This is a genomic window from Nocardia brasiliensis ATCC 700358, assembly GCF_000250675.2.
In the GTDB taxonomy this organism is placed as follows: Bacteria; Actinomycetota; Actinomycetes; order Mycobacteriales; family Mycobacteriaceae; genus Nocardia; species Nocardia brasiliensis_B.
This window is the reverse complement of record NC_018681.1, coordinates 6,596,464-6,611,342: the sequence shown is the minus strand read 5'-3', so window position 1 is coordinate 6,611,342 and position 14,879 is coordinate 6,596,464. Positions and strand designations below refer to the sequence as shown.

Here is a 14,879-nt window from a genome sequence, read left to right as displayed (position 1 = left end):
ACAGGGGTTGTCCACCATGGCCGTTGACGCCGATCAGCTGGTGCGTGCGTTGCGCACGACGATGAAGGAAAACGTGCGGTTGCGCGCGGAGGCGGCACAGCGCCGCGAGCCGATCGCGGTCGTCGGCATGGCATGTCGGTATCCGGGTGGTGTTCGTTCGCCGGAGCAGTTGTGGGAGTTGGTCGCGGCGGGCCGCGACGCGATCGGCGACTTTCCCGACGATCGCGGCTGGGACCTGGCCCGGCTCTATGACCCGGACCCCGACCACAAGGGCACCTCTTATGTCCGTTCCGGCGGATTCATTTCGGGTGCGGCCGATTTCGACCCGAGGTTCTTCGCGTTGAGCCCACGGGAAGCGATCGCGCTGGATCCACAGCAGCGGTTGCTGCTGGAGGGGACCTGGGAGTTGCTGGAACACGCGGGCCTCGACCCCGCTGCCCTGCGCGGCAGCCGGACCGGTGTGTTCGCCGCCACGATGTATCAGGACTACACGTGGCTGTCCGCCCAGCACGCGGATGCCCTCAACGGCCGTTGGGGACTCGGCATGATGGGCAGCGTGCTGTCGGGCCGAGTGGCGTACACCTTCGGTTTCCACGGGCCCGCGCTCACGGTGGATACGGCTTGTTCCTCGTCATTGGTGGCGACGCATTTGGCGATGCAGTCGCTGCGGCGGGGCGAGAGCGATCTCGCGGTCGCGGGTGGTGCGACCGTGATGGCCACCCCGTCGGTCATCCTCGAGTTCAGCAGGCAGCGCGCACTCGCACCGGATGGCCGGTGTAAATCCTTCGCGGACAACGCCGATGGCACCGGCTGGTCGGAGGGTATGGGTCTGCTGCTGTTGGAACGGCTCGGGGACGCGCAGCGCAACGGCCATCACATTCATGCCGTGCTCCGCGGGTCGGCGGTGAATTCCGACGGCGCCAGCAACGGCCTGACCGCGCCGAGCGGTCCCGCCCAGGAGCGCGTCATCCGCGCCGCACTCGCCGACGCGGATCTCGGCCCGGCCGATGTCGACGCGGTGGAGGCGCACGGCACCGGCACCACGCTCGGTGACCCGATCGAAGCGAACGCGCTGCTCGCGACCTACGGGCGCGATCACCGCGCGGATCATCCGCTGTGGCTCGGTTCGCTGAAGTCGAACATCGGTCACACTCAGGCGGCGGCGGGGGTGGGCGGACTGCTCAAGATGATCATGGCCCTGCGGCACGACACGCTGCCGCGGACGTTGCACGCGGAGGTGCCGTCCAGCCGGGTGGATTGGGCCGACGGGGCCGTCTCGCTGCTGCGCAGTCATCGGCCGTGGCGTCGAGACCGTGCCGATGCGCCGCGCCGCGCCGGGGTCTCCGCGTTCGGCGCCAGTGGTACCAACGCCCACGTCATAGTGGAGGAACCGCCCGCCACGCAGGCAGTGGAAACCGCTGCCGCGCAGCCGGATCCCGCGTCGCCGACCGTATGGTTGTTGTCGGCGCGGACCGCGGGCGCGCTCACGGCGCGGGCAGCGCAGCTGAGTTCGTGGCTCGACGCCCATATCGCGCAACGGCCCGTCGACCTCGCTCACAGTCTGGCCACCACCCGGGCACATCTCGAGTACCGCGCCGCCATCGTCGGTACCGGCATGGCCGAATTGCGCTCGGCCCTGCGCGTACTCGCGGAACAGGCCGCACCGAAACGGATGACGTACAGCGATGGCATCGCCCGCGGTGCCGGGACGAAGGGGGGACATCGGGTCGCCTACGTCGTCGGGTCCGACCGTGCCGGGTGGTCTCGCGCCGTAGCGGACCTTCTCGGTGCCGCACCGGTTTTCGCTGAGCGGTTCCGGGCCTGTGCCGATGCGCTGCTCCGCAACGGCGGCGCAGACCTGCTCGCGGTGGTGACCGGGGCGGCAGGTGCGCCACCGGCCGACCGGGACGATGTCGCACGGCAGGGATTGTTCGCGCTCGCGGTGGCATCCGCGGCGGTGTGGCAGCAGTATCTGCCGGCGTCGGTACCCGTGATAGACGACAACGTCTGTCCCGCGGCCGGCCGGTTGCTGGCGGGCGATACCACGCTGGAACAGGCTGCGCGGGAGGCTGTCTCGAACACGGTGCAGCCGCCGGGCCGACGACTCGCCGAATTGGTGGCGGCCGGTTATCGCACCCTCGTCGAACTCGGTCCCCGAGCGGACGGACCGAGCGGCGTTGCCGAGCAGGTCGCCGAAATCGACAGTGCGAGAAGGGCGACCGTGCTGGCGGGTTTGGCGCCGTTCGACCGCACCGGCACCTACGATATCGCCGGTGCCGTTGCTTCGGCCTACGCCTGCGGTGCTGCTGTGGACTGGTCGCGCCTGATCCCGCCCGGTCGCCGGATCGATTTGCCTACCTATCCCTTTCAACGCAGCCGGTTCTGGCTGGAACCGGTCGCCGAACCCCCGCCGCCCCCGCAGGCCCCCGCCGGGGGTGGTCATACGCTCACGGCTCTCCTGCGCCGGGCCGACGCGGCGGGCGATCTCCTCGGCGGAGTCGAGATGCTCGTCTCGGCTTCCCGCTATCGGCACACTTTCGATTCGGCGACGCGCGGCGCGCATCCGGGATCGGCCATGCTGCTGTCCGAGGGAGCTACGCCCGTCGTGGTCTGTGTCCCGTCCTTCCTGGCGGGCTCGGGTCCGCACCAATTCATCCGTCTGACCACCGAGTTCACCACTCGGCCGCGCGCTTTCGCGGTGCGGCTGCCGGGGTTCGGCGGTGCCTGCCCGCAGCCGGACTCCTGGCAGGCGGCACTCGAATCCCTCGCCGACACCATCATGACGGCCTGCGGCGACCTGCCTTTCGTGCTGCTCGGTCATTCGATCGGCGGGGTTCTCGCGCACTCGTTGACCGACCACCTCGACCGCGCGGGCCGCCCGCCGGCCGGGCTCGTGCTGATCGACACCTTCGACCCCTCTCCCGCGCATCGGCAGGAGACCTTCCGCTGGGCGATGCGGCACATCATGAGCCTCGATCCGGGCGGCGTCGTACTCGGTGACGACAATCTGCTGGCGATGGCGAACTATCTGCGGTTGTTCGACGAATGGCACCCCGCGCAGATCACTGTTCCGGTCTTGGCGTTGTCGGCGACCGGCACCGCTGCTGCCGCGCCACAGTGGCAGATCGGCGGGACGCACGTGCAGGTGGCCGCCGATCACTTCTCCATCCTGGACGCGCACGCCGCCGAGGCCGCGCGCGCCATCGAGCCGTGGTTGCGGACTATCGCGGGGTGAGGGACGCGGTGAGATGCGCGAATCCCTTGCCCGCGTGCCGCAGTGACAGGTACCAACCGGACCCGTCGTTCGTGCGTTCGACGGCCAGGCGGGCTTCGCCCGGAACGATCATCGGCTTGCCGAAGGTGACGTCGTAGGCGCACGCGGCGGGGATCTCGCCCGGTATCGAGCCGAGAACGGCTGCTGCCTGCCACATTCCGTGCGCGATCGGACCGGGGAACCCGAGGATGCGGGCGCCGATTCCCGAGACATGTATCGGGTTGTAGTCGCCGGAGGCGGCGGCGTATCGGTTGACAGTGCGCTGATCGACGCGCAACGGCGCGCCGGACGGTGCCTGCGCGTCGTCGCCCCTGCCGTCCGGGCGGGGACCAGCGGGACGCTTCTGCGGTTTCAACAGCGTCGCTGTCTGTTTCCACACCGGCTCTCCGGCGATGGACACCTCGCTGATCAGATCGAAGACCTTGCCCCGCCGGTGGTCGCGCAGATCCGCCGCGTGCACGGTGATGTCCAGCAGTTCGTCGCCGCGCAGCGGTCGTCGTTGCTCGATGACGTTGCGCAGGTGGACGAGACCGGGCAGCGCGAACGGGAAGTCCCGGGCCACCATCAGTCGCATCGCGACCGGATTGGCCAGGACGGACAGATAGGTGAGCGGCAGTGCGCCGCTGTCGGTGAGGCCGCAGGCTGCGCGATACGTGTCGAGTTCGGTTCGACGAATGCGTGCGCCGGCCAGCGTCAGTTTCGTGCTCGGCAGGGCCCGCGGCCGCGCATTGAGGACCGGGATCGGCAGTGCGCCGACGAAGGCGCGCAGATACAACTCACCGATCCGAGGTTTACTCGACAGCTGCTCGGTGGATGAACTCATAGGTCTACCCATTCGTCGAAGTGAGCCGGTCAGGACGGCGCGGGCAACGAAGCAGACCCGTGATCGGGCACAGCGTATTTACGACCGACCCGCGTACCGTCGCGCCAGTTCTGCGGCCGGGCCAGGAACGGTGTGTCGCCGAGCGCGGCGACGTCGTCCACGAGTGCGGTCAGGCGGCGGTGTGCGGTGGCCGACGATGCCGCGCCGAGGAATTCGGCGGCCTCGGTGCGCAGTCCCTGCGAAAGTGGTTGGCTCGCACCGAAGTAGACGCTGTGCTTGACGGCGCGCACCGCGGTCCTGGGACGGGTCGCCAGCCGAGCCGCCGTGGCGCAGGTGTATTCGAGCAGTTCGGCCGGCGGTACCACGGCCTCGACGAGGCCTGCCTGCAGTGCCTGCCGCACAGTCAGGGTGGCGCCGTCGAGCAGCAGATCCAGCGTGCGCGCCGTGCCGAGCATGCGAGCGAGTCGCTGGCTCGCGCCACCGCCGGTGGACAACCCGGCCAGGATCTCGATATTGCCCAGGACGATGCGTGCGTCGTCGGCGGCGCACCGCAGATCGCAGGCGAGCGCGAGCTCGAAGCCGCCGCCGAGCGCCGGGCCGTTGATCGCCGAAAGATACACCGCACCAGAGCGATTCATCCGCAGGACGGTCTGCCGCCAGCGGTGTGCCCAGACCGCGCCGACACCCGCGGCGCCACCGAAACGTTCGGCCGCGGTGTCGGCGCCGGGCAACCGCAGGACGAGATCCAGCGCGCGCACGCCGATCTGCAGCAGGGGCGCGGGCAGCCGCGGCGCCATGGCGGAAGTGTCGCGCAGTGCGCTCGGTTCGGCGTGCCCGAGGAACCGGCCGTCCACTCCGCCGGTCAACACGACGGCTCCGACCGAGGGATCGGCCTCCACAGCCCTCGTCAGCAGATCGAGATCGCGGATGAGGGCGGCGGTGACGAAGTTCGACGGCGGATCGGCGTAGCGGGCGGTGACCACCCGCCCGGTCTGGCTCAGTGTCAACGTTTCCATCGGAAATCACTCCCTTGCAACGGATTCAGGTCTTGTCGCCGGGCCACCAGTTCCAGCGGCCCATGAGGCTCATCGCCGCGGGCACGATCATGCTGCGGATGACGGTGACGTCCAGGGCGACCGCGATGGCCAGCCCGATGCCGATCTGTTCGATCGGCAGGAACCCGCCGAAGCCGAACGCGCCGAACACCGCGATCATCAGCACCGCCGCGCCCGTGATCAGCGGCGCGGTGCGGGCGATGCCGACGGCGACCGCTTCGTGGTTGTCCAGGGTCTGCAGGTAGCGCTCCCGGACTCGGTTGAGCAGGAACACCTCGTAGTCGGTGCTCAGCCCGACCATCAACGCGAGCACCAGGATCGGGGCGAACGACAGCAGATAGCCGGGCTGGTCCAGCCCGGGTACCTGTGGCAGCCAGCCCTTCTGGAAGATCGCGACGAGGACGCCGAAGGTCGCGCCCACCGCGAGCCCGTTCATGAGAATCGCTTTGAGCGGCAGGAAGATCGAGCGGAACGAGATCAGCAGTACGACGTAGAGCGCGATCAGCATCAGCACGATGACCCAGGGCAGCTTTCGCTCGATCTCGTGGTTGGGGTCCACCGCTCGTGCGGTATTGCCGCCGACATCGGCGTGCATCGTGGCCGGAAGGGCTTCGGTGCGATCGCGAACCCGGTCCAGCAGGGTGATCGTGGCTTCGTCCGCGAAGGGGCGGGTCGAGATGACTTCGACCACGGATTTCCGTCGATCGTCGGAAACGTAGTACCGCAGGCCCTGTTGCGCGTCGGCCGGGAGCCGGTCGAATGCCGCCGAGTCGAGTGCCTGCCACTGCAACCCGGGTGAGATCTGTTGCGTGACAGTCAGTGCGGAGTTGACCGCGGCGACATCCGGGAGTGCCGACAGATCGGCGACCAACTCGCTCAGCTCGGCGCCGATCGACGGGTCGGTGACCGCGGCGTCCGTGCGGACCACGACCTGGATGGGCGCGGCCACCCCCGGACCGTATTGTGTTGCGACGCGGTCGAATCCGCGTCCGATCGCCGAGGACGACGGCAGGATCTCCGGGCCGGGCAACGACAGTTTCATGTCCGCCGCCGGTATCGCGAGCAGGACCAGCACCGCGATACCCGCGCCCAGGAAGGCGAACCGGTGTCGCATCACCGTCACCGCCAGGCGATACCACCGATGCGACGCCAAGCGGGTCTCGTCGGCGGACTCGTCGGTGCGGAATCGCGCTGGAATAGGGATCTTTCCCGCGTTGATCCGCGGACCGAGTACCTGCAGCAGCACCGGCAGCAGGAGCAACGACGTCAAGGTGGTCACCGCGACGACGACCACCGCGCCGACGGCCAGCGAGACGATCGTGTTCATCCGGACGATGAACAGCGGCAGTGCCGCCACGATGATGGTCAGGCCCGAGGTGGCGACGGTACGGCCGCCCGTGCGCAGGGTACGGAGCACCGAGGCGTGCACATCGTTGCCCGCGGCGAGTTCCTCCTTGAACCGTTTGATCATGACGAGCGAATAGTCCACGCCGACACCCAAACCGAGCATCAGGACGATGTTCTCGACGAAGATCGACAGCTCGGTACGGGCCGCGATGAGGGCGATGATGCCGAGCGTCACCGCGATCCCGGTGATCGTGACCGCCATCGCCGCGATCATCGCCAGCACGCTGCGGAACAACAGCAGCAGCACGATGACGATCAACGGGAAAGCCAGGAGCTCGCTGCGGATCAGGCCCTCGGCGGCGAGTTTGTTCGCCTCGCCCTGCATGCCCTGCACGCTGAGGATGGCGACATCGAGGCCCTGCTCCTCGAATCGCGCGCCGAGATCCTCCTGCACCACCGGGACCTTTTTGGTGGCCTCGTCGTTGCCGAGGCCGATCCCGATCGCGGTGGTGACGGTGCGGCGGTCCGCGCCGACGAATTTCCCTCGGTTCAACGGCGACAGCGTGTTCCAGCCGAAGCTGCCGCTCACCTGGAGCCGCGCGTCGGCGACGGTGGTCTCGAACACCTCGCGCGCTCGCTGTTCGAAGGCGGGGCTGTCGACGGTCTGTTGCTTGTCGTGGATCACCAGCAGCACGTCGGTCGCGCCGCGGCCCGCCAAGCCCGCGGCGAGCTCGTCGCGGACCGCGACGGTGCCCGACCCGGGCACGTCCCAGCCCTGGCTGTTCAGCGAATCGGCCAGGGTGGCACCGCCGAGCGCGCCGAGCAGGAGCAGTACGATCCAGACCACGGTGAGCGACCGGACCCGTCCGGCGGTGAATCGCGCGACCAGATCCGGCCAGCCCGAACGGGTTCCGTCACCGGAGCCGGCCGGGTCCCGGCCGGCGTCGTCGCGCTCCGCCGCCGGGGGCGCCTGCCGGGTCAACGAATGGCCTCGGCCGCATCCGCCTGCGCCCGCCGCGCGGCCAGGTCGTCGACGAGGTCGACCACCTGACCCACCGTGCGGATGTCGACCAGGAGTTCTCGATCGACCCGGTGTCCGAGGTGGCGCTCCAGATCGACGAGCAGGTCGACGAAATCCATCGAATCCATGCCGAGGTCTTCGCGCAGGTTGGTCGCCGGATCCGACATTTCCTCGACCGGCAAAGCCATCGTCTCGCTGATCAACGCGATGACGCGTTCCTCGATCTCGACCCTGTTCATAACGTCCCCTCCTGGTCCACTCGGCGTCGGTGTCTCGTCAAGATGGCAATGCAGTCCCCGCTGCCGCCAGCGCGGCGGGCGCGAGTTCGTCCCGCTGCCATCCCAACACAGAAAACCGGCTCAAACCATCACCTTCGTTGTTGTGGCCGAGAAAGATCGAATAGAGGTTGATCGTGTTGCTCTGGTCGAGCTGATCGGCGAAAGGCACATCATCGAAGGCGATTACGCGCCGATGGCGGATGGTGAGCGGCCCGACCTGCCGGTCCCAGTCATCCGGGGTGAAGGTCAGCACCCCGGTCTGTCCGCTCACCGCGCCGGGCCGCAGGCCCTCGCGATAGGTGCGGATGACCGAGTGGCTGCCGTTGACGAACCGGAAGATGTTCAGGCTCTTCGGCATCGGTGCGCGGTCCACCGCGATCTGATGGACCAGCGCGGGCAGGATGTCCGGCGTCATCGCGGCCGAGCCGTCACCGGTGAAGCACAGCACGTGCTCGTCGCGCCGGGTGACGACGCCCGGCAGTGCCATCAGGCCGTCGCCCATCAGCCCGCGTCCATACCAACCGGAGAAGCCCCGGTTGGTCCTGGGCAGGTTGTTCACCGCGGTGAGGCCGACCCGGCCGATATCGTAGACGCCGACGTAGCGGTAATCACGGTGCTGGATCAGGTCTTCCAGCACCGACCCGAGACGGCGGAAGAAGTAGTTCGTCGTCATCGGTCGTAGCGGCAGCAGGCCGACCACGTCACCGTAGGAGTCGATGCTCGCCGCGATGGCGGCGCGCCGGTGCGCCAGCACCTCGGGGTCGACGTCGAGTCGATCCAGCAGGGCGCGTAAGACCTTCTCGATGTTCCCGGTCACCGTCAGGCCCGCGAAGGGAGCCTGGTCCACGGCGTGCTCGACGATCTGGATCGGGGCCAGTCTGCGCAGCGACGAATCGGCGAACGGGGTGTCGATCTGCGGTATCGCGCTGTTCAGGAAGATCACCTGCTGCTCGTCGGCAGGCCGCAATTCACCCTTGTCGTAAAGATATTGGTGCACTCGCGCGGAGTAGCCGTACATGCTGAGGGTGCCGAGGTATTCCGGGACCACGGCCCCGTCGCGGTAACGAGTCACCGTGCCCGGCTGTGCGACCGAATCGGCCAGTGCGATGCCCGCGCGGTGCGACAGTTCGTACATGAGCTGCTGCGCGTGCCCGGACAACGGGCCCACCTGGCACAGCAGCCGGACTCGCGCCGAGTTGAGCAGCTCGGACAGCCGGTCGAGTTCGGGCGGCTCGATCGCCGCGCGACGATCGGAAGCCGCGGGTTCGACAGGGGCGGCCATTTCCGGATTCGCCTGTAGTACTTCGCGTGTCGCGAGGATCATCACCGGCCCGCGGTCGGCGTCGTAGGCGGCGAAAGCTTGCCGCAGGCCCTCGCCGATGTGCTCGGTGCGCTCGATGTAGACCACCGGAAACCCGCGCGCCTGCAGTGACGGCCGCGCGTCGCCGGTGCGGTGGATGGTGCCCTGGAAGGGATGCCATTGGTTCGGCCGCGAATCGCAGCAGACGATGAATCCCTTACTGCGCGTGGCGACGTGGTTGGCCAGCGTGCCGCGGAACTCGTCGTGCATCCCGCTGGTCGTCACGATGACGAACGGTGCGCCGTCCAGCGTCCAGCGGGCCAGCGCGGAGCACCCGTGACTGTGCTCGCTCGGCGCTCGGACGATCGGGTTGCCGTTCGCCATGGCATGGGATTCCATGTCATCGATGAAGGTGGCGACGCCGGATCCGGTGTAGTAGTGCAGGCCCCAGTCCTGACCGGCCCGCCGAGTCAGGAATGCGGAAAGTTCCCGCGCCACCGCGCTTCCGGAGAAGTCGGGGCGCAGGCGCTGGTGCAGGTGTACCTGGAGCGAATCGACGAAGGCACAGGCGATATCGGCCGCGACGACCCAATCGTGCTCTGGTTGCCACCGCGGCGTGAAGTGTTCTTCGGCGTAAAAGGTGTCGAGGTCCGGGGCGGTGTACACGTGCACGGTGTGCGGGCCGGGATCGAAATCGACGGTGGCGGGCAAGGAGATCGCGACCTTGGCCAGCATCCTGTTCACGGTGTCGGGCTCGGCGGACCGATACCGGCAGTCGTCGTGGTCGATGAGCAGCAAGGTGAGCACAGCGGCGTGGCCCGCCGCCGCGGCGGCGAGCGCATCCGGAAGCGCTTCGAGCGAGTCCGCGAGCACGAGCGAGAGCGGGTCTTCGGGTGCGACCGCGTCGAGAAAACGGCGGGCCCTGGTCAGCACCTGGTCGTATTCCGGTTGCGCCGGGGCTGGAGCAGGCGTCGTGGCGATATCCACGTCCCGCGGCCCGGCGAGGTCTGCGAGTACGCGGGCGGCCGAGGGGCCGAGGGCAGCGCTTTGGGACACGACGGCGAGCAGGCGTCTGGTGCGGCTGACAGACATGAGTTGGCTTCCTCCACAACTGGAACAGGGAAATTCGAGGATCAGTCCGGATGCCGGCCGAGCAGGGCGACCGCGGAGGTGGGCAACCAGCCCGGCCGTCGTGGATCGGGCTGCGGGAGGCGCGCGAACGGGCGTAACAGCGGCGGTAGCCGATGCCACCGATCCGCGGCGACGAGATGGGACGAGCAGTCCTCGACGGTCCAGCCGAGCGGCTCGAAATAGCCGACGCCCGTGGCCGGGCCGAATTTGACGACAAGGTTGTTCATCTTGCCGCGCAGGGCGGGTTTGGACAGCGCGACGAACGCCGGTGAAATGATATCCGTTATCCACCAGGCTATTTCGGGACGCGTCAGGTCCGCGGACAGCGATCGGACCTCTGCTTCGGCAAGATAGAGCAGCAATCCCTCGGTGATCACCACGGTTTTGTCCGCGTGCTCGACGGCACCGTCCAAGAAGTCGCGGCGCGCCCGCGGGTCGGCCAGATCGACGCGGTGCCTGCTGATCCGGCAGCGCGGCGTGCGCAGCGCGAGACGCTGTTGCTTCTCGTCGATCATCGCGGGCAGGTCGGCCTCGTGCCATTCCAGATCGGCCGGCAGATCGAGCCGGTAGGGCCGTGTGTCGAGCCCGGCCGCCAGATTGATGACGCGATCACATCCGCGCGCAACGCATGTCGCGATCATGTCGTCGATCAGTTTCGTGCGGGCCACGAAGAACCACGCGCCGAGCAACGTGCGTTTGGCGGCCGCGGCAATCGCCGCGCCGCGCCGGCCCGCGAGCTCGGCGGCGAGGAAATCATCGAAAAGCGCATCGGGCCGGGCGGATTCGGCCGCGCGGTAGGTGGCGACCCAGCGCGCGGTATCGGATATGTCGGAGATCAGTGATTCGGCCACGTGGGTTATCCGTTCAGAGTCGGCGCAGCCGCCGCATGATCTGGACCAGCAGCGCGTTCGCCGCCATGCCCTTGCTCAGACTGTGCTGGAAGTAGCTGACGTTCAACAGGACGGCGTAGCGGACACCGTGGTCGCGCCATTCGGCGATCTGTTCGACGATCTCGCTCGGTGTGCCGACCATGTTCAGGTCGCGCACCAGTGAGCTCGGCGCCTTCTCGGCGTAGGACAGCATGGTCGCTTCGTCGAGCTTCTGCGGCAGCAGATCCTGCGCACCGGAGAAGGTCGATCCCAGGGGATGCGCCACGCCGTGCCGGGCCCACATCTTGGCGGACGCGTTGATGGTGAGCGTCCGCGCGACGACGCTCTCGCACAGCTCGTCCACCGCGTCCCGAGTCGGTGCGGTGAGAATGGTGAAGGTCACCGCGGGCAGGATGGCCATCGGATCGCGTCCGGCGTCCGAGGCCGCCGTGCGGATCTGGTCCAGGCCCGCCGAATAGTCCTCCGGCTGAATGGAAAGGCCCGGCAACCAGGCGTCGGCGTAGCGGCCCGCGATGCGGAGCATGCGCGGCCCGTGCGCGGCGATCCATACCTCCGGCCGGGTCCCGCGGTAGGGCGGTATGTCGAAAACCGCGTTGTGCAAAGGGAAATAGGGTGATTCGCGGCTGACCGGCGCACCGTCGGAATCCCAGAGCAGGCGGATGGTGGCCATCGCCTCCTCGAATCGGCCCACGGGTGTGCGCCAGTCGACGCCGAACGGCTCGTTGTTCAAGCGCTCGCCCGGGCCGATGCCGAGGATCGAACGCCCGCCGGTCAGCAGATGCAATGTCGCGGCAGCCTGCGCGGTCACCGCGGGATTGCGGCGCCCGGTGTCGGTCACCCCGATACCGAGCCGCTTGCGGGCCAGGCCGTTCTTCGCGGCGAGATAGCCGAGCGCGAGCCACGGGTCGTAGCAGGCGTGGATACGCGGCACCAGATGGGCGGCGCCGACGTATTTGGGCGTCCACACCGATTGTGGTTGCAAGGAGATCAGGTGATCGGGAACCCACAGCGAATCGGCGCCGCCCGCCGCCGCCAGCATCTGGCTGCTGCGCAGCAGCATGTCGGGCGTGAATCGGGGATGCAGGCCGGCGTCGAGTAATCCGGTCCGAAAACGTTTCATCGTGAGATCCATGAGTGACCTTTTCGTTGGCTGCGGTTCGGGTGTCTGGGCACGGCGTGGTCGTTCATTGCGAAAGGACGGCATCCTTGCGGTCGCGTGATCGGAGGTGCGCGGATATTCCGATCGCGGTGGCGATCAGCCCGCCCGCGACGCCCGCGATGAGCGACAGCCAGTAGGGCAGCGCGATTTCGCCGAGATACCACGGTTGACTGAACGGCCCCCAATAGAAAGGAATATGGATCACGATCAGGCTCAGCGCCACCGAGAAACCGAAATGCGCGAGCAGGACGGCGGCCCACGGATGTCTGCGCACGATGAGTGCCAGCACGACGAATCCGACCACATCGGCGAATATGCCGCAGATTCGAACGGCAATCGGTGTCTGGTGCCAGAGGTAGATATGCGCGACGGAATGCAGGGCGAAGCCCGTCATATAGGCCGACCAGCCGATGAGTAATAGCCGGCGACCAGGTGGATTCGACACGAGAAACCCCCTCCTGCGCTATGCGACGAGCTATAGGCCTTTGCCGGATACGGCGATATTTCTATTCGACTTCGATTCCCACCGTGATATTTGCACGTTAGGCCGTCTCGATCCCGGGTGTCAACGGGGCGGGGGGCGGTTTCCGCCCGGTCGCGGACGCCCGCACGCATGGTGTTCGCGCTGCACTGCCGCCTATTGTTTCCGCATGAATCTCTTTGAGTTCGAGGGCAAATGCCCGGTCGTCCATCCCACGGCATTCATTGCGCCGACCGCGACGCTCATCGGTGATGTCCGGGTGGCAGCGGGTGCGTCCGTATGGTACGGGGCGGTGCTGCGCGGTGATATCTCACCGATAATCGTTCGCGAAGACGCCAATATTCAAGACAATTCGATTCTGCACGGTGTGCCCGACATGCTCACCGAGATCGGCCCCGGCGCGACCGTGGCGCACGGCTGTCTGGTGCACGGCGCGATACTCGGTGCGGAATGCATTCTCGGCAATATGAGTTCGGTCCTCGACGGTGCCAAGATCGGCGCCGGTTCGCTGATCGCGGCGCACTCCCTGGTACCCGCGGGATTCGACGTCCCGCCCGGTGTGCTCGCCTCGGGTGCGCCGATGCGGGTCCGGCGGCCGATCGAGGGCACCGATTTCGAGGCGTGGATCAAGATCAATCCCGGGTACTACGCGGACCTCGCGCGGCGCCACCGGAAGGGTGTGGTCGCCGTGCCGGGCACCGCGGCCGACTGAGGAGATTCCTCAGGCGACCCGATCAGCCGCGGGCGGATCAGCCGCGCTACCTACACCGTCGCCTAGGCGGATCTAGGTGAAAATCACCGACGCGAGGGGTGGGGCGGCGGTGGAAAAGTCGATGTCAGCAAGGGAGCACGACCTGCGGGACATCGAGGAGGAACACCATGAGCGCGGCAATCGACGAGGGGGTGCAGAGGGAAGCTGCCGCACCGGGGCGCACCGCCCGGGCCACCATACTGGCCGCCGCGATGCTGACCGTGATGGCGCCGGCCGTCATCGCGCCGAGCCTGCCCGCCATGCGCGAGGTCTTCGCGGGAGTGGCCGGTGCGGACGTGCTGGTGCGGCTGGTGCTGACCATCACGTCACTGGCCATCGGCATCACGGCGCCGCTCGCGGGGATGACCGCCGACCGCATCGGGCGTAAACCGCTGCTGGTCGCCAGTCTGGCGCTGTTTGCGGTGGCGGGTGTGGCCGGTTTCTTCGTCGACACACTCGGCGTGCTGCTGGTGACCCGAGCCCTGGTCGGCGTCGCGGTCGGCGGCATCATGACGGCCGTCAGCGCCACCATCACCGACTGGTTCGAGGGCCCGAAGCGAGCGTCTTTCCTAGGGCTGCAACAGGCTTTCGCCAGTATCGGCGGCGTGGTGTTCCTGCCGCTGGCCGGGCTGCTCGCGGCCGCGAACTGGAAGTCGCCGTTCTGGATCTATGCCGCCTCGGTCGCCATCCTGCCGTTCGCGCTGCTCGCCCTGCGAGAGCAGCGGCGCGACAAGGCTTCCGGGCCGGTCGGTGTGGTCGAGGCGGGTCTGCCGCGGGCGGGCATCTTCCGGCCGATCGCCGGGCTGTACCTGCTCGCCTTCCTGGTGACGCTCGCCTTTTACATGGCGCCCACCCAGTTGCCGTTCCTGCTGGCGGAATTGGGCACGGGACCGGCCGTGGTCGGCGCGGTGATCGCCGCGACCACCGTGAGCAGCGTCGCCGGCGCACTGGCCTTCTCGCCGCTGCGGGTGCGGTGGACGCCCAGTGCCGTCACCGCCGCCAGCGTCGCCCTGCTCGGTGCGGGGTGGGTGCTGGTCGGCACCGCGCATTCGGTGGCGCAGGTGGTGGCGGGCCTGCTGGTGGGCGGCTTCGGCGTCGGTCTCGCGGTGCCCAATCTGAATCTGCGCCTGAGCGATCTCGCTCCCGCTGCCAACCGCGGCCGCATCCTCAGCGGGTTGGTCACCGGAATCTTCCTGGGCCAGTTCGTCTCCCCATTGATCCTCCAACCGCTCATCCGAGCCACCAGCATCGGCGGCGCGTTCCTCTGGACCGGCTTCGCCATGCTCGCGGGTGCCGCCCTGACGCTGCCCCTGCTCCGTAAAGCCAAGTAAGACAACCGATTTTCCCACCACAGAGAAAGCTGAAAGAA

Annotated in this window: 11 protein-coding genes; 3 read left to right on the top strand and 8 right to left on the bottom strand. The window is 67.9% G+C overall.

Features of this window, described 5'->3' with window-relative positions; translation table 11 throughout:
- Positions 1 to 16: 16 nt before the first annotated feature.
- Positions 17 to 3,235 carry a type I polyketide synthase gene (locus O3I_RS46870; protein WP_014986616.1) on the top strand — a complete coding sequence of 1,073 codons (3,219 nt, stop codon included), beginning with the start codon at positions 17 to 19 and terminating at the stop codon, positions 3,233 to 3,235.
- On the opposite strand, the gene O3I_RS29195 is transcribed toward O3I_RS46870, so the two are convergent.
- The 8 genes from O3I_RS29195 to O3I_RS29160 form a co-directional block, all read right to left on the bottom strand.
- A complete protein-coding gene (locus O3I_RS29195) occupies positions 3,222 to 4,097 on the bottom strand; it encodes a MaoC/PaaZ C-terminal domain-containing protein (protein WP_014986615.1) in 876 nt (291 codons plus the stop codon). The two genes, O3I_RS46870 and O3I_RS29195, sit on opposite strands and share 14 nt — an antisense overlap.
- Before the next feature lie 29 nt (positions 4,098 to 4,126).
- Positions 4,127 to 5,113 carry an enoyl-CoA hydratase/isomerase family protein gene (locus O3I_RS29190; RefSeq protein ID WP_014986614.1) on the bottom strand — a complete coding sequence of 329 codons (987 nt, stop codon included), beginning with the start codon at positions 5,111 to 5,113 and terminating at the stop codon, positions 4,127 to 4,129.
- A gap of 25 nt (positions 5,114 to 5,138) precedes the next feature.
- Positions 5,139 to 7,481 carry an MMPL family transporter gene (locus O3I_RS29185; protein WP_014986613.1) on the bottom strand — a complete coding sequence of 781 codons (2,343 nt, stop codon included), beginning with the start codon at positions 7,479 to 7,481 and terminating at the stop codon, positions 5,139 to 5,141.
- A complete protein-coding gene (locus O3I_RS29180; protein ID WP_014986612.1) occupies positions 7,478 to 7,759 on the bottom strand; it encodes an acyl carrier protein in 282 nt (93 codons plus the stop codon). Before O3I_RS29180 ends, O3I_RS29185 begins: the two co-directional genes overlap by 4 nt.
- A 37-nt stretch (positions 7,760 to 7,796) precedes the next feature.
- On the bottom strand, positions 7,797 to 10,190 hold the full coding sequence (locus O3I_RS29175; RefSeq protein WP_014986611.1) for a hypothetical protein: 2,394 nt from the start codon (positions 10,188 to 10,190) through the stop codon (positions 7,797 to 7,799).
- Positions 10,191 to 10,231: 41 nt separating this feature from the next.
- Positions 10,232 to 11,080, bottom strand: a complete 849-nt coding sequence (locus tag O3I_RS29170) for a class I SAM-dependent methyltransferase (protein ID WP_014986610.1) — start codon at positions 11,078 to 11,080, stop codon at positions 10,232 to 10,234.
- A gap of 13 nt (positions 11,081 to 11,093) precedes the next feature.
- Positions 11,094 to 12,239 (bottom strand): LLM class flavin-dependent oxidoreductase, encoded by a 1,146-nt coding sequence (locus O3I_RS29165; RefSeq protein ID WP_041564522.1) that lies wholly within the window; start codon positions 12,237 to 12,239, stop codon positions 11,094 to 11,096.
- A 64-nt stretch (positions 12,240 to 12,303) separates the two neighbouring features.
- Positions 12,304 to 12,723 (bottom strand): hypothetical protein, encoded by a 420-nt coding sequence (locus O3I_RS29160; protein WP_141691741.1) that lies wholly within the window; start codon positions 12,721 to 12,723, stop codon positions 12,304 to 12,306.
- A gap of 205 nt (positions 12,724 to 12,928) precedes the next feature.
- Between O3I_RS29160 and O3I_RS29155 the strand changes: the two genes are divergently transcribed.
- Together O3I_RS29155 and O3I_RS29150 are read left to right on the top strand one after the other, a co-directional pair.
- Positions 12,929 to 13,471: a gamma carbonic anhydrase family protein gene (locus tag O3I_RS29155; RefSeq protein WP_014986607.1), complete on the top strand. Its 543-nt coding sequence runs from the start codon at positions 12,929 to 12,931 to the stop codon at positions 13,469 to 13,471.
- Between the two features lie 167 nt (positions 13,472 to 13,638).
- The gene (locus O3I_RS29150) at positions 13,639 to 14,841 is read left to right on the top strand and encodes an MFS transporter (protein ID WP_014986606.1); all 1,203 of its coding nucleotides are present in this window, start codon (positions 13,639 to 13,641) and stop codon (positions 14,839 to 14,841) included.
- Positions 14,842 to 14,879: the final 38 nt, after the last annotated feature.